Source organism: Pseudomonas sp. GM50, from assembly GCF_000282375.1.
Taxonomy (GTDB): Bacteria; Pseudomonadota; Gammaproteobacteria; order Pseudomonadales; family Pseudomonadaceae; genus Aquipseudomonas.
Genome location: NZ_AKJK01000042.1, coordinates 64013 through 82754, shown reverse-complemented (window position 1 = coordinate 82754; position 18742 = coordinate 64013). Strand labels below are relative to the sequence as shown.

The 18742-nt window shown below is 56.6% G+C and carries 16 protein-coding genes; 7 read left to right on the top strand and 9 right to left on the bottom strand.

Translation table 11 applies throughout. From position 1 onward, the window contains the following. Positions 1-6 precede the first annotated feature (6 nt). The 5 genes from tssI (at position 7) to PMI30_RS21845 (ending at position 8016) form a co-directional block, all read left to right on the top strand. Entirely contained in the window at positions 7-2049 is a 2043-nt protein-coding gene (gene tssI, locus PMI30_RS21825) for a type VI secretion system Vgr family protein (RefSeq protein ID WP_008007634.1), read from the top strand. A 53-nt stretch (positions 2050-2102) separates the two neighbouring features. Beyond that, positions 2103-4805: a hypothetical protein gene (locus PMI30_RS21830; RefSeq protein ID WP_008007632.1), complete on the top strand. Its 2703-nt coding sequence runs from the start codon at positions 2103-2105 to the stop codon at positions 4803-4805. A 17-nt stretch (positions 4806-4822) separates the two neighbouring features. Then, on the top strand, positions 4823-5362 hold the full coding sequence (locus tag PMI30_RS21835; RefSeq protein ID WP_008007630.1) for a hypothetical protein: 540 nt from the start codon (positions 4823-4825) through the stop codon (positions 5360-5362). Positions 5363-5461: 99 nt separating this feature from the next. Next, positions 5462-6598, top strand: coding sequence for a lysozyme inhibitor LprI family protein (locus tag PMI30_RS21840; RefSeq protein ID WP_008007628.1), 1137 nt, complete (start codon positions 5462-5464; stop codon positions 6596-6598). 50 nt (positions 6599-6648) lie between these two features. Then, entirely contained in the window at positions 6649-8016 is a 1368-nt protein-coding gene (locus PMI30_RS21845) for a lysozyme inhibitor LprI family protein (protein WP_008007627.1), read from the top strand. Between the two features lie 53 nt (positions 8017-8069). Here the strand turns inward: PMI30_RS21845 and PMI30_RS21850 are convergent, their stop codons facing one another. Then, positions 8070-8441 carry a DUF6124 family protein gene (locus PMI30_RS21850; protein ID WP_008007625.1) on the bottom strand — a complete coding sequence of 124 codons (372 nt, stop codon included), beginning with the start codon at positions 8439-8441 and terminating at the stop codon, positions 8070-8072. A 588-nt stretch (positions 8442-9029) separates the two neighbouring features. Between PMI30_RS21850 and PMI30_RS21855 the strand changes: the two genes are divergently transcribed. Further along, complete coding sequence (locus PMI30_RS21855) at positions 9030-9413, top strand: hypothetical protein (protein WP_008007623.1); 384 nt, start codon at positions 9030-9032, stop codon at positions 9411-9413. Between the two features lie 47 nt (positions 9414-9460). Here PMI30_RS21855 and PMI30_RS21860 read toward each other — a convergent pair whose 3' ends face one another. The 8 genes from PMI30_RS21860 to exbB form a co-directional block, all read right to left on the bottom strand. Then, complete coding sequence (locus tag PMI30_RS21860; protein ID WP_008007622.1) at positions 9461-10225, bottom strand: Fic family protein; 765 nt, start codon at positions 10223-10225, stop codon at positions 9461-9463. Next, a complete protein-coding gene (locus tag PMI30_RS21865) occupies positions 10222-10473 on the bottom strand; it encodes a hypothetical protein (protein ID WP_008007621.1) in 252 nt (83 codons plus the stop codon). The genes PMI30_RS21860 and PMI30_RS21865 overlap by 4 nt, the downstream gene beginning before the upstream one ends. Before the next feature lie 198 nt (positions 10474-10671). Further along, entirely contained in the window at positions 10672-12072 is a 1401-nt protein-coding gene (locus tag PMI30_RS21870) for an aminoacyl-tRNA deacylase and HDOD domain-containing protein (RefSeq protein WP_008007620.1), read from the bottom strand. A gap of 78 nt (positions 12073-12150) precedes the next feature. Next, entirely contained in the window at positions 12151-14226 is a 2076-nt protein-coding gene (gene recG, locus PMI30_RS21875) for an ATP-dependent DNA helicase RecG (protein WP_008007619.1), read from the bottom strand. Between the two features lie 9 nt (positions 14227-14235). Next, entirely contained in the window at positions 14236-15165 is a 930-nt protein-coding gene (locus PMI30_RS21880; RefSeq protein WP_008007618.1) for a hydrogen peroxide-inducible genes activator, read from the bottom strand. A 267-nt stretch (positions 15166-15432) separates the two neighbouring features. Next, complete coding sequence (locus PMI30_RS21885) at positions 15433-16179, bottom strand: energy transducer TonB family protein (RefSeq protein WP_008007617.1); 747 nt, start codon at positions 16177-16179, stop codon at positions 15433-15435. Further along, positions 16176-16604 carry a TonB system transport protein ExbD gene (gene exbD, locus PMI30_RS21890; protein ID WP_008007616.1) on the bottom strand — a complete coding sequence of 143 codons (429 nt, stop codon included), beginning with the start codon at positions 16602-16604 and terminating at the stop codon, positions 16176-16178. Before exbD ends, PMI30_RS21885 begins: the two co-directional genes overlap by 4 nt. 6 nt (positions 16605-16610) lie before the next feature. Then, positions 16611-17567, bottom strand: a complete 957-nt coding sequence (gene exbB, locus PMI30_RS21895) for a tonB-system energizer ExbB (protein WP_008007615.1) — start codon at positions 17565-17567, stop codon at positions 16611-16613. 189 nt (positions 17568-17756) lie between these two features. Between exbB and PMI30_RS21900 the strand changes: the two genes are divergently transcribed. After that, on the top strand, positions 17757-18614 hold the full coding sequence (locus PMI30_RS21900) for an SDR family oxidoreductase (RefSeq protein WP_008007614.1): 858 nt from the start codon (positions 17757-17759) through the stop codon (positions 18612-18614). Positions 18615-18742: the final 128 nt, after the last annotated feature.

Genomic DNA, 18742 nt, shown 5'->3' with positions numbered 1-18742 from the left:
CACTTTATGTTCAACCCAGCTAACGAAACGCACTTCAGCCTGACCGTTGAAGACTATGCCGGCGACCTGCAAGTGCTGTCGTTCACCGGCACTGAAGGCATCAGCCAGCCGTATCGCTTCGACCTCGAACTGGTCAGCGAAAACCCGGACCTGGACCTGGAAAAGCTCCTGCACAAGCAGGCGTTCCTCGCATTCGACCCGAAAGGCAGTGGCATCCACGGCCAGATCTACCGCGTCGCCCAAGGCGATGCCGGCAAGCGCTTGACCCGCTACAAAGTCTCCCTGGTGCCGCAGCTGCAATACCTGCATCACCGCACTAACCAGCGCATCTACCAGCAGATGTCGGCGCCGAAAATCATCGCGCTGATCCTCGAAGAACACGGCATCAAAGGCAACGCCTACCGCTTCCAGCTGAACACCCCGTGCCCGGACCGCGATTACTGCGTGCAATACGACGAAACCGACCTGCACTTCGTCCAGCGCCTGTGCGAAGAGGAAGGTATTCACTACCACTTCCAGCACAGCGAAAAAGCCCACCTGCTGGTGTTCGGCGACAACCAGACCGTGTTCCCGAAACTCGGCCAGCCCACCGCCTATGTACAAGGCAGCGGCATGGTCGCCGAGGAACCGGTGATCAAAGGCTTCAAACTGCGCCTGGAAACCCGCACCGGCCGCGTCACCCGCCGCGACTACGACTTCGAAAAGCCCAACCTGCGACTTGAAGCCGGCTATAAACCCGACGGCAAAAGCACTGAACCGGACCTCGAAGACTACGACTACCCCGGCCGCTTCCTCGACCGCGCACGCGGCAAATTCCTCAGCCAGCGCGCCCTCGAACGCCACCGCGCCGACTACCAGCAAGCCGAAGGCCACGGCGACCAGACCACCCTCGCCAGCGGCCACTTCCTGGAAATCTCCGACCACCCGCGCACCGAGTGGAACGACCTCTGGCTGCTCACCGAAATCGTCCACGAAGGCAAACAGCCGCAAGTGCTCGAAGAATCCGTGACCAGCGACACCACCGATAACAAAGACGACTTCCACCAGGGCTACCGCAACCGCTTCCTCGCCACCCCGTGGGCCGTGTTCTACCGCCCCGCGCTACAACACCCGAAACCCCGCGTCCTCGGCAGCCAGACCGCCATGGTCACCGGCCCCAAAGGCGAAGAAATCCACTGCGACCAATACGGCCGCATCAAAGTGCAATTCCACTGGGACCGCGAAGGGTTGGCTGATGACAAAACCAGCTGCTGGATGCGCGTCTCCTCCAGCTGGGCCGGCGACCGCTACGGCGCCATCGCCATCCCGCGTATCGGCATGGAAGTCCTCGTCACCTTCCTCGAAGGCGATCCCGATCAACCGTTGGTGACTGGGTGCCTGTACCACAAGGAAAACCAGGTTCCCTACGATCTGCCGGCCAACAAAACCCGCACCGTGTTCAAAACCCTCAGCTCACCGGGCGGCGGCGGGTTCAATGAACTAAGGATTGAGGACAAGAAGGGCGCCGAGCAGATATTTATTCATGCCCAGCGGGATTGGGATGAAAACATCGAGCACGACCAGAAGATTCGGGTGGGGAATGAACGCCACGATACGGTGGTGAAGAACACCTACACCGAGCTGAAGGCTGAGGAGCATCGCACCACGATTGCGGATCGCAAGAGTGAAGTGCGGGTGGATGATCACCTGACGGTTGGGCAGAGCCAGCATGTGAAGTTGGGGACTGCGCAGCTGACCAGTGCCGGGAAGGAGATTCACCTCAAGGCTGGGGACAAGATTGTTATCGAGGCCGGGATGGAGCTCACGGTTAAGGCCGGGGGGAGTTTTATCAAGCTCGATGCGGGTGGTGTGACGGTTGTTGGGCCGGTGGTGAAGATTAATGCGGGTGGTTCGGCGGGCTCGGGGACTGGGATTGGCATCAAGCCGCCGGTGTTGCCGGGGGCTGCGGATAAGGATAAGGCGGGGAGTTTGATGGATCAGGCGTTGGGGAATGCGCCTGAGGAACAGGTCAAACGTAAACCCAAACGAATGCTCAATTTTTCTGGTTAATCGACATAGACGGCAATCCAAGCCACCAGGGATCAGGATTTAGGTAATTGGTAATGACTGAAACAACAAGCAAAGTAGAGAAATGGTCGTATCCCCTGAAAGTAGGGACAGCAGAAGCGACGGATCCACAGCAATTTTATAGGGCGTTGGCCAAGGCGAAAGACGGCTACTACCCATTAGGGGCCAATGGCCTCTGGCATGGCGGGGTTCATTTCGACGAAGACTCGGGCTTGGTGAAAGATCTGACGGAGGTCAGATGTATTGCCGACGGTGAGGTAGTGGCCTATCGCATTGACGAGAAATACCCCGCATCAGATTTTGGCTCGACGCATTCAGTTTACTCAACGGGGTTCGTGTTGGTTAAGCACCGTCTGGAAGTTCCCGTGCCTCCTGCCCCCGCACCCACTCCTGGGGCGCAACCAGCGACAGTGGCTCCCGGACCTAGCCTGACTTTTTTCAGTCTTTATATGCATTTGCTGCATTGGGATACCTACGAAAAAACTCCGGCATTAGGCAGGCCGCCTTTCTGGAGTGGCGGTACTTGGAAGGTGAAATCGACGGCTAAAGATGAAATTCTGGGTCTAAGAGTTCGACTGGAGCCGCGTGGAAAACCTGGTTATGCCACGGTGTTAGCCGTATTGCCTCGCGGCACGGTTGTCGAAACAGGCGAGGAGGAAAACGGATGGCTCAAAGTGGTGAGTGTTACGCCTGCCAATACCGGTGTTACTCCAGGTACCGGTTGGGTGTTCAAAAGACAGTTGACGGCGGGTGCAACACCTAATAGTTATGTCATTGGTAGTGCTGCAAAAGACCCGATGAACCCACCTCAAAAAGGGCTGGCAGTTCATGCTTCCGCCAGCCGATCAAGCGCTACAACAGCAATTTTGCCGATTGGAACTAAGGTAAAAATCGGTAATGACGGAACGAGTGGCAAATATCAGAAACTGCTAGAGATAGTTGGGGGGAATGCTGTCCCTCCGTTGGCCGCGGCCGACGTGCTTGGTTATGTCTGGGAAGGATTGCTTGAGACGAAGAGTGAGCCTGCCGAGAAAGGCACTGTCCATGTTCTGACCCGCCCATTCTCGGTAAAGGCAGGGAGCCTGATTGGTCACGTAGGGCAGTATCAGAACCATTCTGATTCCGCTCCCAAAAATTTTCTGCACTTGGAAGTATTTAGCTGCGAAGACGTCAAGGCATTCACCGCTCTGAGCAAGGAGAAGGTTACAGGTTTGCCAGCAGCCGAAAAAACAATGCTTAAGATTCCAAAAGGCAGCGTTTTGGTCACCCATATGCAAGGAATGAGCGCGACAAACCCACCTAAAGTGACAGATCCTCACAAGATAGTTGGATACGATTTTTTGGTGCCTGTCGCAGTACTTGAAGCGTTACCTGCGGAGAAAAGAATTAAGGTGCCTGTCGTCATGGGGGGAGCTACCACTTACACGCTTTGGTGGCGTTTGGACGGGTTGCTTGGTGATGCCGGCGGGAATGAAATCAGCGGTTGGTTTGCTGAGCCGGACACTACTTTGTCACGCCACTCGCCTTTTGAATGGGAAGGCTTTAGTTTTATCGATGAAACCGTCAGCAATATGGATCACTTGGCCGCTTTCCTTCATGCACAGGAAAGTCTCAGTGATGAAGAGCGAGCGACTTATCTGCCGAACGTTAGCAATGCTAATGAAGGTTCAGCGAAGCAACAGCTTTATAAAATATTGGACAAAAATGCTGATAAAAAACTCACTCCCCTTGAGATAAAAGAAGCATTGGGGAAACCTTGGTTTTCTCAGCCGATATCTCAGATGGTTACTCGTTACGAAAGCGAGTGGCAATACAAGAAAGACAAATGGGATGCTCTTGATGAATTGATGGGTCATAACGAATCAGATCCGCATAAAGAATGGGTCGAAGAGAAAGTTCGGATAGAAAATTTAAGCTGGTGGGATAAGCTGATACAAAAGCATGGGATAACTGAAGATATTAATATTCAGCACATACATCCCATTGGCTTGATTTCTAATTTTACTGCTCGGCGTGATTTGATTACTTTGGAGATGTTGAGAGCCGCGAACCCGGACGGGGCCGAGGAACATCATAGAAATATTTTGCCCTATCTAAATAAATACGCGCTGGCATACAAGTTGGAAGAGCCAAAAGCGATCGCGCACTTTCTTTCTCAAGTTGGCCATGAAAGTGGTTTTAGAATTATTGAGGAAGGGTTGAGGTATAGTGCGCGACAAATGAAAAAGACTTACGGGTGCAGGCGGCAAAATAATGTTAATGGGTATAATGAGCAAAGTGATAGCTGTGAATTTGGCGTGTTGCGTAGCAAGCTATGGTCGGAAGAAAGTTATTATGCGATGAACGCGGAAAACCTCGGTAGTTATGTTTATGCTAATAGAATGGGTAATGGCGATGAGGCCAGCAAAGAGGGGTATACATATCGAGGCCGAGGAATGCTTCAAGTAACAGGGAAGTCGGAATATCTAAGGTTTACGAATGTTCATAATCAGAAAAATCCAACAGATATACAGGACTTCGTGGCTAACCCTGATCTACTGGTTTCTTCGATCGAATACGGTGTGGAGTCTGCTTTCGTATTCTGGTTCACGAAAACTGGTCAGGAAGGGACGAAGCTTTGTGATATTGCTAAGACAGGTAGTGTTGTTAACGTAACGCAGATGGTGAACGGTGGCCAAAATGGATATACGGATAGGAATAACCGATTCCAGTCTCTCGCAACGCTAATGAATCTTTGATTAAGAGAGTGCTCACAATGCTCCGGCTTACTGCGTTTTTCTTCTTTTTTACTTTGGCGGGTATAAGCTTTGCTCAAGATGATGCGAGGTTTTTGCAAGGCAAGGTAATTCAAGGTCCATTTAAAACAAACGTTGTAGATAATGGCGAGTTATCATTTTTAGATACGGGAGATGCAGAGTTTCCTATCTCGCTAATCCTAGAGACAGCAGAGACTGATAAAGCCAAGGCTAAAAGTCTAGTTGATAAGTACGATGTCGCTGGCTCAGATCCTAAAATTGAGTCGCTGTTCTTTTACCCTGTGCAAGGGAAGAAAAATGTATTGGTTTTGGTTTCTTGGGAGCTTACCAGTAGGGGTATTGGTACCTATGGAACCCTTTATCAGGTTTATAGTTATGAGAAGGGTTCGAAAAATCAGTTGGTGACTAATAGGCTAATTCGGTTCGATAAGCATCTGAGCGGTATTGATGGTTATCAGGAGGGAGAGGAGGAACACTTTGCCTATAAGGATGCGGCATCAATAAAATCCTATATTAAAAAGAATATTAACGTTCATTAAGTCAGAGCAAAGGGGGCGGATTTATTTGTTGCGCTCCACGGCTTTGATCTTGGAGGGGAGCTTAAATAGATCTGTCCTGTTGGTTGAGAAATTTATTTGATGGCTGATTCAATGAGAAATATATATTCGCTCTCTAAGTTTTTGTTGTTGGCTCTGTTGCTGTTTAGCTCAATCGCGCTTTCAGCGAGTTTCGACTGCGGCAAAGCTTCGACGGAAGTAGAACGACAAATTTGTAGCTCTCCTTCTTTGTCCGTAATGGATGAAAAGTTGAGTGAGGTCTTCAAGCCGTTAAAGAATCGCCGGGCTTTTCAAGTTATTGAAAGTGATTGGCTTGAATCAGAACGTAACTCTTGTGAGTCAACGGAATGTTTAGAGGACGCTTATGTCCGGCAGATTCGCTTTCTGACTCCGATCTCAGTAACGCCTAGGCCGACCCAAAAAGACATTAAGTTGCTGGCGGGCGATAAAGCGTATACGCAGTTCGATCGTTCATGGAAGGTAATTGAATTAGCATGGCTTCCCAATGAAAAAGGCGTTCTTGAGCGTTTTATAATTTCCGCTGAAACAATCTCAGGCATGCTGCATGTCATCGTATTTGAAGGGCATTTTGATGCAGCAATGATTGCGTACCGGGGTAATTTGTATGAGTATGTTGATCACAACGACAGGCCAATAGTACACGCGATTGCAAAAGATATTGGCTTTGACGGTGCGCTGAGATTGGGTGCGAACGACGAAGGAAAGAGGTTTTCGGGAATTTTAGATGGGTCTTTTTACTATCGACAGCAGATCTCGAAAAACCAGTTACGAGGGATGGTGTATAAACTCGGTTCCAAGCTGCCGCCGGCGGAGAGTAGTTTGTTATTTCAACAGTGGCCAAATGCTGATGAAAATGCTGTTAGTGGTTTGACTTTCGGTTGGGGTGGTGAATATGGAAAACTGCAAGCGTATTATTCACACACTCCGGGATATGAAACGGTTGCTCCAGTTGGTCAACCGGAGGTCGGTTGGAATATTTATAATCCGATTTGGAGCAAGTCACGGCCGGTATTTTATTTCAAGAATGGTGATGAAACTATCTGGCGTGCCAATGTTGCCGATAAGACTCTGACAAAAATTGCGGCAGCCAGTGATAAAGATATGATCCAGAATCCTACGCCTATCGATATTAACGGTCGCGAAGCAGTCGTTTTTCTAGATGGGTATACTCTGAAAATGGCTATCGCGCCGGATTAGTAGTGACAGTTTAAAAGAATGTCTTCTAAAGTTTGTTGTTGGGTTTTTTCATGAATAAGTATTTTGTTCTAGTGCTATTTGGCGTGCTGGTTTGTGGTTTGCCTCCTTTAGGGGCTGATGCACTTGCTCAAGATGCATGTGTTGATGTCGCTACGAACGCCCAGGGTGAAAGATGTTCTGTGAGTGCCAAGGCTGCTGCGGATGCGCAGTTGAATACCAGTTACCAAGAATTGATGGTGCGGCTTGAAGGCGGCTATCAGACCGACCCAGTTCTAGCTGCGGAACACAAGGCAAAGGTTCAAGAGGCTCAGCGCGCCTGGATTAAACTGCGTGATACCGATTGTCAGATTGATGCGTTGGAGGTGGAACCGGGCTCGTCGGCACATGTGACAGCGGTGAACAATTGCATCGCCAGCATGAGCCGTGAACGGTCAGTTTTTCTGGACAATATCGCGTCCGATAGCGGGAGTAGCTCGGCAATTGGGCGCGGCTCGTGTCCTTCGCAAGAGTTCGCCCAGTTTCTGCCGGCATTTTCCGTTAATGCCGAATCGCAAAAGCGGCTAACGGCGCAGGCTGTGAAGCTATTGGTGTTAAAGGGAACGTCCGATATAGGGCGGATTGTGCCTTACGTCACTGCCGAGGTAGGGCGCGACATGGCGTTTCCCTTAATGGTCGCGATGCCTGATGGGAAGGTGGAAGGGATAGAAGTCGAGAAGGTGGATGACCGCCACGTTAACGTTGTGGATAAACGTGCCGGCAACAGCAATATCAAGATCTTCAATTTTTCAAGGAAGGCCTGCTGGACGCTTGTTGGGGTTGAGGATTGGTCGATTCCTGAAAAAGAGCTTTCTGTAGCAAGTACGCGGTCGATGAGTCGTGCGGAGAATTTCTGCTCACAGCGCGCACTGGGATTTGTTGGCTTGGGTGGTCTTGAGCAATACCGGCTGACGGGAGAGCTTTTTGAGGCAGCCTTGGAAAATTACCTGTGCGCTGCCGCTTCAGGCGATCCTGAGTCGAGTCTGGCAGCAGCTGGGCTGAGTCTGTCGGGTATGGCGCCGCAGTTGGAATACGGCAAAGTCGAGGCTCTGTTCAAAGCGGCGGCCGTTAATTCACCGAGCGGGGCTGAGTCCCTGGCAGGCTTCTATTGTTTTGGCAATGAAACGGCAGGGGAAGGGCCATGTCAGCGACCAATTGACGTTGAAAAAGAGCTGATTCGTGCCGTTTCCATGGGGTCAACGAATGCGTTCGTTTCGTTGGGCTCTTATTGGGAAAGTGGCGATCTCGGTAAAAAGGATATTCCCCGAGCCTTGGCCTGTTATCAGCTTGCTGCCAACAAAGGTTACGAGTCGGGTCTCAATGCTGTTAAACGACTTCAGTCGGAAGTGACTGAACCAATAGCGGCCAGCAACTGCTATTAGTACGACCAAGTGATGAAGGGCGCGCAAAGCGCCCTTCAACTGCTTTGGGGTTACTAACCCTGCGTTCGATACTCCCGCAACTCAATGTGATCCTGCGTCCCTTCCACCATCAACCGCACGCCATCCGCCATTCTGCTCAGGGCTAATGCGACCGAGCGGCGTGAGCCGTCTAGGTCGTCTGCCAGGTCTGCGGCGATGGCGCTGATGGACAGGAGGTCTTCCGAGGCGTTGGCCATGAGGGCTTCGGCGTCGGTGCCGGGGGAGAGGGTGAAGAGGCCGCCACGGCGTTTGGGGCGGGGTTCGACGGCTGGGGCGAAATGGTGGTCGAGGGCGCGTTCGGCGGCTTCGTGGAGTTTTCTGGAATCGAAGGATTCGTAGGGGGATGTGGCTGGGTTTTCAGGAGGATTCGGTGTTGGCTTGATCATTGAAATAGTACCGATATTAGGAGCTAACACCGTTTCGCTTGCGCTTCGAATGAGGTGGCAGCTGTGTATAGGTGTGCAAGACCGGAATCGGCAAACCGGCAAACCCGAAGGTCTCCCATACACAGCCGCCATAACGATTCGCGAGCATAAGAAAACGCTCGATGAATAGCCATAACCGATTGTGTGCCGATTCTGGACTTGCACGTCCGAGTCACCGATTTTGCGGTGACGGACAGAGGTTATCGATGAGGGACCAAGCTGCCTAGTTCATGGACAGCCCGGCGTTTTGAAGGAAATGTCCGATAAGATTGAGGGCATCAAGATCAAAAGATCGTAGCCTTCGGCAGCTCCTACAGGAATGTGTTTCTTCAGGTGTAGGGCGGGTGTTGGGTGTGACGCGCAGCGTCACGGGATGCATTCCCACGCGGGAGCGTGGGAACGATCAAGGTGGAGGCGGGGAAAGCGTGACTTGGCGGTCATCATGCGGGAAAAGCGGTTCATCTTCTTCTAACGCAACCCGACGGTGGCGTTCTGGCTTGAAGCCGCTACACTGCGCCGGCCGTTCATTTTTCTTTTGAGGCTGTGCGCATGAAATTTCGTTTTCTTCTGTGGATGCTGGGTTTGTTGATGGGTAAGGCCAGTCGGACTAATCCTGCGTTTCAGCAGCAGTTGGGTGACAAGGCATTGGTGTTTCAGCTACAGACCCTGGACGGGAAAGTGGCGCGGCATTTCTTTGTGAAGGATCAGCGCATTACCAGCAAGTCGGGCGTGTATGCCGAGCCGGCGTTTGCGATCGCGTTCAAGGACGCAGCGTATGGCTTTGCCACGATGCAGGCGAAGAACAAGCAGTTGGCGTTTATGACCGGGATTCAGGACAAGTCGATTCAGATCAAGGGCAACCCGGCGTTGGTGATCTGGTTTCAGGGGTTGACCAAGTATTTGAAGCCGAAGAAGGCCAAGCCAAAGGCATAGGTCTTTCGGGTAGCTCGCCGGGATTTTTCGAGAGCAAGCCAGCCTCTTCAGCCATCCGACTCAGGAGGCCCGCGGGTGTCGAGTGGCTGGGCCCGGTATGTCTTGTAGATCTGCTGGACTTGCGGGTTGTCCAGGTTCGCGTATGTGATGTCTTCCTTGTCCAGGCCATCCAGGCCTCTGATACCACTGATGGTCTCTGGCCACTCGTCACGACTGGATATATCGACTACGAACGGGGTGAGGTAGTTATCGAGATGCCTCTCGCGAGGCTCTCGGATCTCGTCGCTGAGTGCCCGCAGGTAGTCGTCTTTGTTTGTCCTTGACCAGGCGATGGCGAACTCGGCTCGATAACAGAGTTCCATGAAGACTAATAGAATCGTGCGCCCATTGCCGTCCAGGAAGGGGTGTGCGAAAGCCAGCTGGCCCATTACCCCGCCGGGATGGGCTCTGAAGCGTTTCTTGTCAGCTGCTAGTTTAAGCGCATAGTCGACAGACATTTTGATGGAGTCTGGGCGCTCGAAGACGGTACTGCGAGGATCGTCAAGGGAGCCCTTGAAGACTGCCAGATGAGGGACAAGCTCGTTCCGGTCATTTCCTGCCCAGTGATAGAAGCCGGAGAACAGGATCTCGTGAACTTTGAGGACTGTCTTGTAATCGATTGGCTTCTTCTTTGCCAAATAGGCAAGCGCATCTTCGATACTCAATTCGAACGAAAGATGCTCTGACTCTTTTACTTCAGTGGGATCTTTCAGTTGCAGTGAGTTTTGAAGATATCCAGCAGTGTCGAAATCGCCGAACGGATCAAAAGTCATGCGCTACGTTTCTGTGCACGCCTTTCTTGAAGATAGCGCCCTTGGAGCACCAGGATTTCAGACTTGCTCAGAATGCCTTTTCTCTTGAGATTGACGAGCAACTGTTCGATACCATCCAACTCGACGACATCGCCAGCCAAATGGGTAATGCTCACGGCCATACGACTTATGCCGTCACGTCCAGCAGTGACCTTGTTTTCTTTCGCAAGCTTACGGACTTGGCTTGCAACACTGGCTGTTTGGGTCATAGGAAAGCCCTCTATTTGCCGTCAAATCATAGCAGGGCGCTTGCTTCCTGTCGTTGCTGGCTCAGTTGAGCGGGAGCAAGCTCTCTCGCCACAGTGGGGGGTGGTGATTCAGGTGGACCGAGTTGAATTCTTCGCGGGCAAGCCTCGCTCCTACAGGGCTTTGGTGATCTGTGGGAGCGATGCTTGCCCGCGATGCTTTTAAGCCTGACTGAATTGCGAAGCCAGTTCACGCAGCAGCACTTCAGCCTCAAGCACTTTGCTGACGACGTCGTTGGCTTTGTCGCGGGTCAGGCCGACGCGTTCCAGCAGCGCATCCGGAATATCTTCATCCGGTCCCGAACCAATCCCGCGACCGCGCAGCAGGCGCACGGCCAGGCAGACGAGGTTCGGGTATTCGGCGTAGTCGCCGTCGTAGCTTGGGTCGTGCTGGAAGCGCAGGGCGGTGGCCAGTTCTTCGGGCATGTCCCAGTAGCGCATCAGCCATGAGCCGATCTGTTCGCGGCTGATGCCCAGCAGGTGTTGTTCCACGTAGCTGTGGCACAGGTGCGGGTTGACTTCCAGGTGGCGGCAGATCAGCGAGAAGTGCGGTGGGAACACGTGGGCCAGCAGCAGGTAACCGAAGTTGTGCAGCAGGCCGGCGAGGTAGGTCAGGCCGGCTTCCGGGCGCTGGGCGCGGGGCATGGCGCGGGTCAGGCCTTCGATGACGGCGGCGGTGTAGATCGATTGCTGCCAGTACGGCGTGGTGTGTTGCGGGTGGTCTTTGGGCAGGCTCAGGGTTTTGCCCAAGGCCAGGCCCAATGCCAGGTTGATCACCAGGTCGAAACCCAGCACCCGGACGATGGCGTCTTCCACTGAACGAATCTTGCCCGGCGAGGCGTAGTACGGCGACGCTGCCCAGCTGACGACTTGTGCGGCCAGGGCCGGGTCGGTTTCGACGACGCCGGTGATGTCGTCGATGGTGGCGTTGGGGTCGACGCGCAGTTTGATGATTTTCTGCGCGGTTTCGGCCAGCGGCGGAATCTCGATGGTCGCTTCCAGGCGTTGCTGAATGCGTCGCGCGGTGAACGCTTGCACGGCCTGGGTGATTTCCTCGCGGTCATCGTCGGGGCGATCGAGGTTTGGACGGATGCGGTTCACGGCTTCGCCGAAATTGCCGGCGCTGGCCTTGGTGAGCATGGTTTTGAAAGCATCGCTGGAGATTTCCAGCAGCACGCCCGGCTCGCCCGAGTTGATCAGCAACATCGGTTCGCGCAGCAGGCTTTCTTCATACAGACACGGCGAGCTGGTGAGTGCCGGCAGGCCGGGCAGCAGGCTCAGGCTGTGTTTGCCGAGCATTTTTACCAGGCGTTCGGTGGATACGGCAGTCAACCGGCGGCCAGTGAGTTCGGCGAGGCGGTTGAGGTCCAGCAATTGGCTCTGGGGGAACAGCACCATGAGCGCACCGACGGCATCATCCAGCAGAACCGCCTGCACTTTACGCGCGGCGTTCAGGCCGTGATGGTCGAGGACTTCTTCATAGGCGATGTCCAGCTTGCCGAGCAGCAGCCGAATAACAGACGGAGCGTGCGGGGTTTCGGGGGCGAGGGCAGCTTCTGTCATGGTCTGTATCCGTTTGCAAACAATTGCAGGAGTATAACCAGCTTGTTTAAAGGCAGGGTCCGGAAACTGCGACAGTGCTCACACTTGGCCGTATTGCTGCCCATGGCGTAGCCAGCGGTCGAGCAACGGGCTGACGTGATCCGGCCAGCGTTCGAGCAAGGCCTGGGCGGCGTCGCGTACGGCGGGCAGCAAGTCGGCGTCGCGCATCAGGTCCGCGACTTTGAATTGCAGCAGGCCGGTCTGGCGGGTGCCGAGCATTTCGCCGGGGCCGCGCAGTTCGAGGTCTTTTTCGGCGATGACAAAACCGTCGTTGGTTTCGCGCATGATGCCCAGCCGCTGACGGCCGATCTGCGACAGCGGTGGATGGTAAAGCAGCACGCAATGGCTGACGGCGCTGCCTCGGCCGACACGGCCGCGCAATTGGTGTAGTTGCGCGAGCCCGAGGCGTTCGGGGTTTTCGATGATCATCAGGCTGGCGTTGGGCACGTCCACGCCGACTTCGATCACGGTGGTGGCGACCAGCAGTTGCAGGTTGCCGGCCTTGAATTCGGCCATCACCGCGGCCTTCTCGGCAGGCTTCATGCGACCGTGGATCAAGCCGACTTTCAACTCGCCGAGGGCGGCGGTGAGGTCTTCAAAAGTGGTTTCGGCGGCCTGGCAGGTCAGCTCTTCAGACTCTTCGATCAGCGTGCACACCCAATAGGCCTGACGCCCTTCGGCACAGGCGCCGCGCACCCGTTCGATGACTTCGACGCGCCGGGTGTCGGTGACCAACACCGTGTTCACCGGGGTACGGCCGGGTGGCAGCTCGTCGAGGATCGAGGTGTCGAGGTCGGCGTAGGCGCTCATGGCCAGCGTGCGGGGGATCGGCGTGGCGGTCATGATCAACTGGTGCGGACACATCCGCCCGCCGACGCCTTTCTGCCGCAATGCCAGGCGCTGCTGCACGCCGAAGCGGTGCTGTTCGTCGATGATCGCCAGCGCCAGGTTCTTGAATTGCACTTCGTCCTGGAACAGCGCGTGGGTGCCGACCACCATCTGCGCGCCGCCAGCGATCTGCTCCAGCGCCGCCACGCGGTTTTTGCCCTTGAGCTTGCCGGCCAGCCACGCGACTTCGATGCCCAGCGGTTCGAGCCAGCGCTTGAAGGTGATGAAGTGCTGCTCAGCGAGGATTTCGGTGGGCGCCATCAATGCGACTTGGTAACCGGCTTCCAGCGCCTGAAGCGCGGCGAGGGCGGCGACCACGGTTTTGCCCGCGCCGACGTCGCCCTGGATCAGCCGCAACATCGGCTCGTGCTGGCTGAGGTCGTAGGCGATTTCTTTGCCGACCCGTTGTTGGGCACCCGTCGGGGTGAAGCCGAGGTTGGCCAAATACTGTTCTGGCAGCTTCGTGGCTTTCGGCATGGCCGGCGCGCGCAGGGCACGCATGCTCTCGCGCAGGCGTTGTTGGGACAGTTGATGGGTCAGCAGTTCTTCGAAGGCCAGACGGTGTTGGGCCCAGTGATGACCGAGGGCGAGCTCGTCGACATCGGCATCGGCAGGCGGGTGATGCAGGTAGCGGATCGCATCGGCCAACGGCGCCAGTTGATAGTCCCGGGCCAGTTCGGTCGGCAGCCAGTCGGGCAGGCTGCTGGGGCCGAGCAGGGTCAGGGTTTGCATGCACAACTGGCGCAAGCGCTGCTGGGTCAGGCCTTCGGTGAGCGGGTAAACCGGGGTCAGGGTTTCGTCCACCGGCGGTGGCTCGTCGCCGGTGATGGCGCGGTATTCCGGGTGGTAGATCTCCAGCCCCGAGGCTCCGGGCCGCGCTTCGCCGTAGCAGCGAATGCGTGTGCCACGCTTGAGGCCTTCTTTCTGGGCGTTGCTGAAATGGTAGAAGCGCAAGCTGAGCCCGCCGGTGCCGTCCTGCAGACGGACAACCAGGCTGCGGCGTCGGCCCATGACCACGTCGGCGCCGCTGACGGTGCCTTCGATCACGGCGTCCTGACCCGGTCGCAAATGGCCGATCGGGACCACGCGGGTGCGGTCCTGATAGCGCAGCGGCAAATGGAACAGCACGTCCTGGAGATTCTCCAGGCCGACCTTGGCCAGTTTCTCGGCCATGGCTTCGCCGACACCCTTGAGTGCCGTCACCGACACCTGCGACAACTCGGTCATGGCAGCAGCTTAACCGGCCACCACCGGCGCTGGCGGCTTGGCCACCGAGCACAGGCGGATGGAGTCGGCGAGGATTTCAATCGCCTTCGGTCGCGGGAAGCTCGCGCGCCAGGCGATGGCCACGGTGCGGAACGGCACTGGCGCGCTCAGCGGGCGTACTTCGATCACGCCGGGGGCGTAATGGTGGCTGTCCACCGCCGAGAGCGGCAGGATCGAAATACCCAGGCCCGACGCGACCATGTGGCGAATGGTTTCCAGCGAGCTGGATTCCACCGTGGTGTGCTTGGCGCCGTCGTTGCCTTTGGCCAGGGTCGGGCAGGCTTCCAGCACTTGATCGCGGAAGCAGTGGCCTTCGCCGAGCAGCAGCAGGCTCTTGTCGTTGAGCAGGGCGGCGTCGATGGATTCTTTTTGGGTCCACGGGTGCTGGGCTGGCATCAAGACGTAGAACGGCTCGTCGTAGAGCTGCAAGGTCAGCACGTCGGCTTCGTTGAACGGCAGGGCGATGATGATCGCGTCGAGCTCGCCGTTGCGCAGTTTGTCGCGCAGCACGTGGGTGAAGTTTTCTTCGATGTACAACGGCATCTGCGGGGCGACCCGGTGCAGTTGTGGAATCAGGTGCGGAAACAGGTACGGGCCGACGGTGTAGATCGCGCCGACTTTCAGTGGGGCGGTCAGCTGATTCTTGCCGGCCTGGGCCAGTTCGCGGATGCCTTGGGCCTGTTCCAGGACTTTCTGTGCCTGGGCGACAATGCCTTCGCCGACCGGGGTCAGGCGCACGGCGCTCTTGCTGCGCTCGAAAATCAGCACACCGAGTTCGTCTTCAAGCTTTTTCACGCCCACCGACAGGGTCGGCTGGCTGACGTGGCAACGCTCGGCGGCATGGCCGAAGTGCTGCTCTTGGGCGAGGGTAACGATGTAGCGTAATTCTGTCAGAGTCATAGCAAGCGTCCATGAAGTTGCGGGCCAAGCATACCGGCTGCAATCGATAGACGCACGTTATCAGACTGAGTGTGTTGAGTGACACCGGGCAATGCAGGTTTGCCGTTGCCAGATATGCAAAAGGCACCTTTCGGTGCCTTCTATAGGTTGTTACATAACCCTGTGGGAGCGAGCCTGCTCGCGATGGCGGTTTAACAGTCAATGAGGATGTTGAATGCTATGGCCTCATCGCGAGCAGGCTCGCTCCCACATTGGTTCGGCGGTGTCTTAACGGCGGCGTTCCAGCGAGTAAACAAACGGTGCAACGATTTCGATGGAGCCGTTGTTCAGCATGTCGGCCGGTGGCTTGGGCAGCGGTTGGGCGCGGCGGATCATTTCCAGGGTGGCCCGGTCCAGATCGGCGTTGCCGGAGCGGCCCACCAGTTCGAACGACAACACGTTCCCTTCGGCATCCACCACGAAGCGCAGACGGTTCAAGCCTTCCTTGCCCCGCTGCTGTGCACTGGCCGGGTACTTTTTGTACTTGGCCAAGTGCGCGAGCAGGGTGCCTTGCCAACTGGCCTTCGCCGCTTGCTGCGCCGGTGATGGACCGGGTGCCGGCTGAGCGGATTTCTCCGTCGGTGCCTGGGTCGGTTGCGCGTCGCTCGGTTTTTCCTCGGAAGGCTTTTCCTTCGGCGGTTCCGGCTTTTTCTCCACAGGCTTGGGCGGTTGAGGCTTCGGCTTGGGTTTTACCGGCTTGGGCACGGCAATTTCGGCCTTCGGCGCTTCAGCGAGTTTGGGCAGCGGCAGTTCTTCCACCGGGGCTGGTGGCTGTGGCGGCGTGATCACCTTCGGCGGTGCGGGCGGTGGCGGGGCCGGAACCGGCGCCAGCTCGACCATCATCGCTTGCGGCGGCAGCTCGATCGGCGGGCGCGAGGTCCAGTTCAGCGCCAGCGCAATGGCCAGCGCATGGACGCCCAGCACCACGGCCAGGCTCCCGCTGTAACGCGTCAGCTTTTGGCGCGTGTTGATCATTTTTTGGCTGCCGTCTCGAGTCCGACCAGGCCGACCTTCAGGTAGCCGGCGGCACGCAGGGCGTCCATCACGCTCATCAGGTCGCCGTAGTCCACGCCTTTATCGGCCTGGAAGAAGATCGTCGTGTCTTTCTTGCCATGGGTCTTGGCGTCGAGTGTGACGCCCAGGGTCTCGGCTTTCACTTCGTCTTCGCCGAGGAACAGGCGCTGGTCAGCTTTCACGCTGAGGAACACCGGTTTCTCTGGTCGCGGCGCCGGTTTGGCGGTGGAAGCAGGCAAGTCGACCTTGATGTCCACGGTGGCCAGCGGGGCCGCCACCATGAAGATGATCAACAGCACCAGCATCACGTCGATGAACGGCGTGACGTTGATTTCGTGGTTCTCGGCCAGATCGTCGTCTGCGCCTTCTTTCAAATGCAGGCCCATGGCCGATTACCCCACTTTCACCATGTGCGGTTGCGAGCTGCGCTGCTCGGTCGGCAGGTGGTCGAGATCACGGCTGACCAGCAGCAGGACTTCTGCCGAGGCGTCGGACACTTGCGCCTTGTAACCGGCGATGGAGCGGGCGAAGACGTTGTAGATGACCACCGCAGGAATCGCTGCAACCAGGCCCAGCGCGGTCGCCAGCAGGGCTTCGGCGATGCCGGGAGCCACGACGGCGAGGTTGGTGGTTTGGGTTTTGGCGATGCCGATGAAGCTGTTCATGATGCCCCACACGGTGCCGAACAGGCCGACGAACGGCGCGGTGGAACCGATGGTGGCGAGTACGCCGGTGCCGCTGCTCATGTTGCGACCGCACGCAGCGACGAGGCGCTCCAGGCGGAAGCTCACGCGCTCCTTGATGCCTTCTTTCTCGCGGCTGTTGGCCGACAGGCGCATTTCTTCCAGCGCGTCGTGGACCAGCAGGTTGGCGAGGGTGCCTTCCTTGGCTGCCGTTGCGCTGGCTTCTTTAAGGGTGGCGGCTTTTTTCAGGTGGACGATTTCAGTGCGCAGACGACGCTTGGCGCCCATCAGCTCGAAGCCCTTGGCGATCCAGATGGTCCAGGTGATGATTGAGGCGATGGCCAGGCCGATCATCACGATCTTCACGATGATGTCGGCGTTCTGGTACATGCCCCACGGCGACAAGTCATGGGCCATGCCCAACGTGTTGTCGGCTTCGAGGACTTCCGGCACGTCAGCGGCGTCTATGGCCTGGACCGCATCGGTCGCGGCAGGTGTCACGGCAGGCGCTGCGGGTGTTTGAGCGGCAGCAGGCTGGGTGGCCGGCGCTTGTGCATCGGCGAAGGCGGCGGTCGGCGCCAGCATCAGGCTGAGCAGCAGGGCGGCCACCGCGCTCCAGGCGCGAGGTCGTTTGGTTGGCGAAGCGGGGAATTGATTGGGTGTCATGCTGGCCGGACCTGAAAGGAAAAAACGGTAAATGTTCTTCCAGGCCTCGTGAGGCCGAGAACAAAAGTGGCAGGCATTATTGCAAGTAATTCTTGTTAACAAAAGTAATAGAGTATCTTTTTTTCCTTCATTGCTAGCCGCGTGTCCTTTGCCGACGCTAGTCTGTAGCTTTCCGATAGGAGTTTTCTGATGTCCGCGCCTTCTGTTTTGATCGCCGGCTGCGGTGATGTCGGCAGTCGTCTGGCCACGCAATTGCTGGCTTGTGGGTGGGAGGTTCACGGCTTGCGACGTGATGTCTCACGCCTGCCACAGGGCGTGATCGGCGTTGCCGGCGACTTGTTCAATAAAGACTGCCCGGCGACCTGGCCAATCGGTGCGGTGGATTACCTGGTGTATTGCGCGGCGGCTACCGATCACGATGAGGCGGGTTACCGCGCCGCTTATGTGCAGGGTTTGCTGCACGTGCTGGAATGGCTGAACGACTATGGGCAAGTACCCAATCGACTGCTGTTCGTTTCCAGCAGCAGCGTTTACGGCCAGCAGGATGGCGAGTGGGTCGACGAAACATCGCCGACTGTGGCGGGCGGCTATTCGGGTCGTTTGATGCTCGAAGCCGAGCAGGTGGCGCTCGATAGCGGCATCCCGGCCAGTCTCGTGCGCCTGACCGGTATTTATGGTCCGGGTCGAGAGTGGCTGTTGACTCAGGTTCGTCGCGGCTATCGCGTGGCGATCGATCCACCGTTGTACGCCAACCGCATTCATGTCGACGACGCGGCGGGGTTGCTGGCGTTTCTGCTTGAGGCGGATCGGCGCGGGGTGGCGCTGGATGATTGCTACATCGGCGTCGACGATGCGCCCGCGCCGTTGGCCGAGGTGGTGGGCTGGTTGCGGGAGTATCTGGGCGTGACCGAATGGGCCGAAGACGCCAGTGTGCGTCGTGCCGGCAGCAAGCGTTGCAGCAATGCCCGGGCGAAGGCGTTGGGCTGGGAGCCGAAGTATCCGAGTTTTCGTGAAGGGTATGCGGCGATTCTCGAAGGTCGCTGCTGATTCCAGTCACCACAAACCAAATGTGGGAGCGAGCCTGCTCGCGATGGCGGTTTAACAATCAACGATGATGTTGAATGTTATGGCCTCATCGCGAGCAGGCTCGCTCCCACATGGGTTCTGCGTTGGCC

Excerpts from the sequence above, each read along its gene's own strand:
- PMI30_RS21885 (WP_008007617.1), bottom strand. The coding sequence starts at position 16,179 with ATGATCAACACGCGCCAAAAGCTGACGCGTTACAGCGGGAGCCTGGCC.
- PMI30_RS21900 (WP_008007614.1), top strand. The coding sequence starts at position 17,757 with ATGTCCGCGCCTTCTGTTTTGATCGCCGGCTGCGGTGATGTCGGCAGT.
- PMI30_RS21870 (WP_008007620.1), bottom strand. The coding sequence starts at position 12,072 with ATGACAGAAGCTGCCCTCGCCCCCGAAACCCCGCACGCTCCGTCTGTT.
- PMI30_RS21860 (WP_008007622.1), bottom strand. The coding sequence starts at position 10,225 with ATGACTTTTGATCCGTTCGGCGATTTCGACACTGCTGGATATCTTCAA.
- exbB (WP_008007615.1), bottom strand. The coding sequence starts at position 17,567 with ATGACACCCAATCAATTCCCCGCTTCGCCAACCAAACGACCTCGCGCC.
- recG (WP_008007619.1), bottom strand. The coding sequence starts at position 14,226 with ATGACCGAGTTGTCGCAGGTGTCGGTGACGGCACTCAAGGGTGTCGGC.
- exbD (WP_008007616.1), bottom strand. The coding sequence starts at position 16,604 with ATGGGCCTGCATTTGAAAGAAGGCGCAGACGACGATCTGGCCGAGAAC.
- PMI30_RS21835 (WP_008007630.1), top strand. The coding sequence starts at position 4,823 with ATGCTCCGGCTTACTGCGTTTTTCTTCTTTTTTACTTTGGCGGGTATA.
- PMI30_RS21850 (WP_008007625.1), bottom strand. The coding sequence starts at position 8,441 with ATGATCAAGCCAACACCGAATCCTCCTGAAAACCCAGCCACATCCCCC.
- PMI30_RS21880 (WP_008007618.1), bottom strand. The coding sequence starts at position 15,165 with ATGACTCTGACAGAATTACGCTACATCGTTACCCTCGCCCAAGAGCAG.
- tssI (WP_008007634.1), top strand. The coding sequence starts at position 7 with ATGTTCAACCCAGCTAACGAAACGCACTTCAGCCTGACCGTTGAAGAC.
- PMI30_RS21830 (WP_008007632.1), top strand. The coding sequence starts at position 2,103 with ATGACTGAAACAACAAGCAAAGTAGAGAAATGGTCGTATCCCCTGAAA.
- PMI30_RS21845 (WP_008007627.1), top strand. The coding sequence starts at position 6,649 with ATGAATAAGTATTTTGTTCTAGTGCTATTTGGCGTGCTGGTTTGTGGT.
- PMI30_RS21855 (WP_008007623.1), top strand. The coding sequence starts at position 9,030 with ATGAAATTTCGTTTTCTTCTGTGGATGCTGGGTTTGTTGATGGGTAAG.
- PMI30_RS21865 (WP_008007621.1), bottom strand. The coding sequence starts at position 10,473 with ATGACCCAAACAGCCAGTGTTGCAAGCCAAGTCCGTAAGCTTGCGAAA.
- PMI30_RS21840 (WP_008007628.1), top strand. The coding sequence starts at position 5,462 with ATGGCTGATTCAATGAGAAATATATATTCGCTCTCTAAGTTTTTGTTG.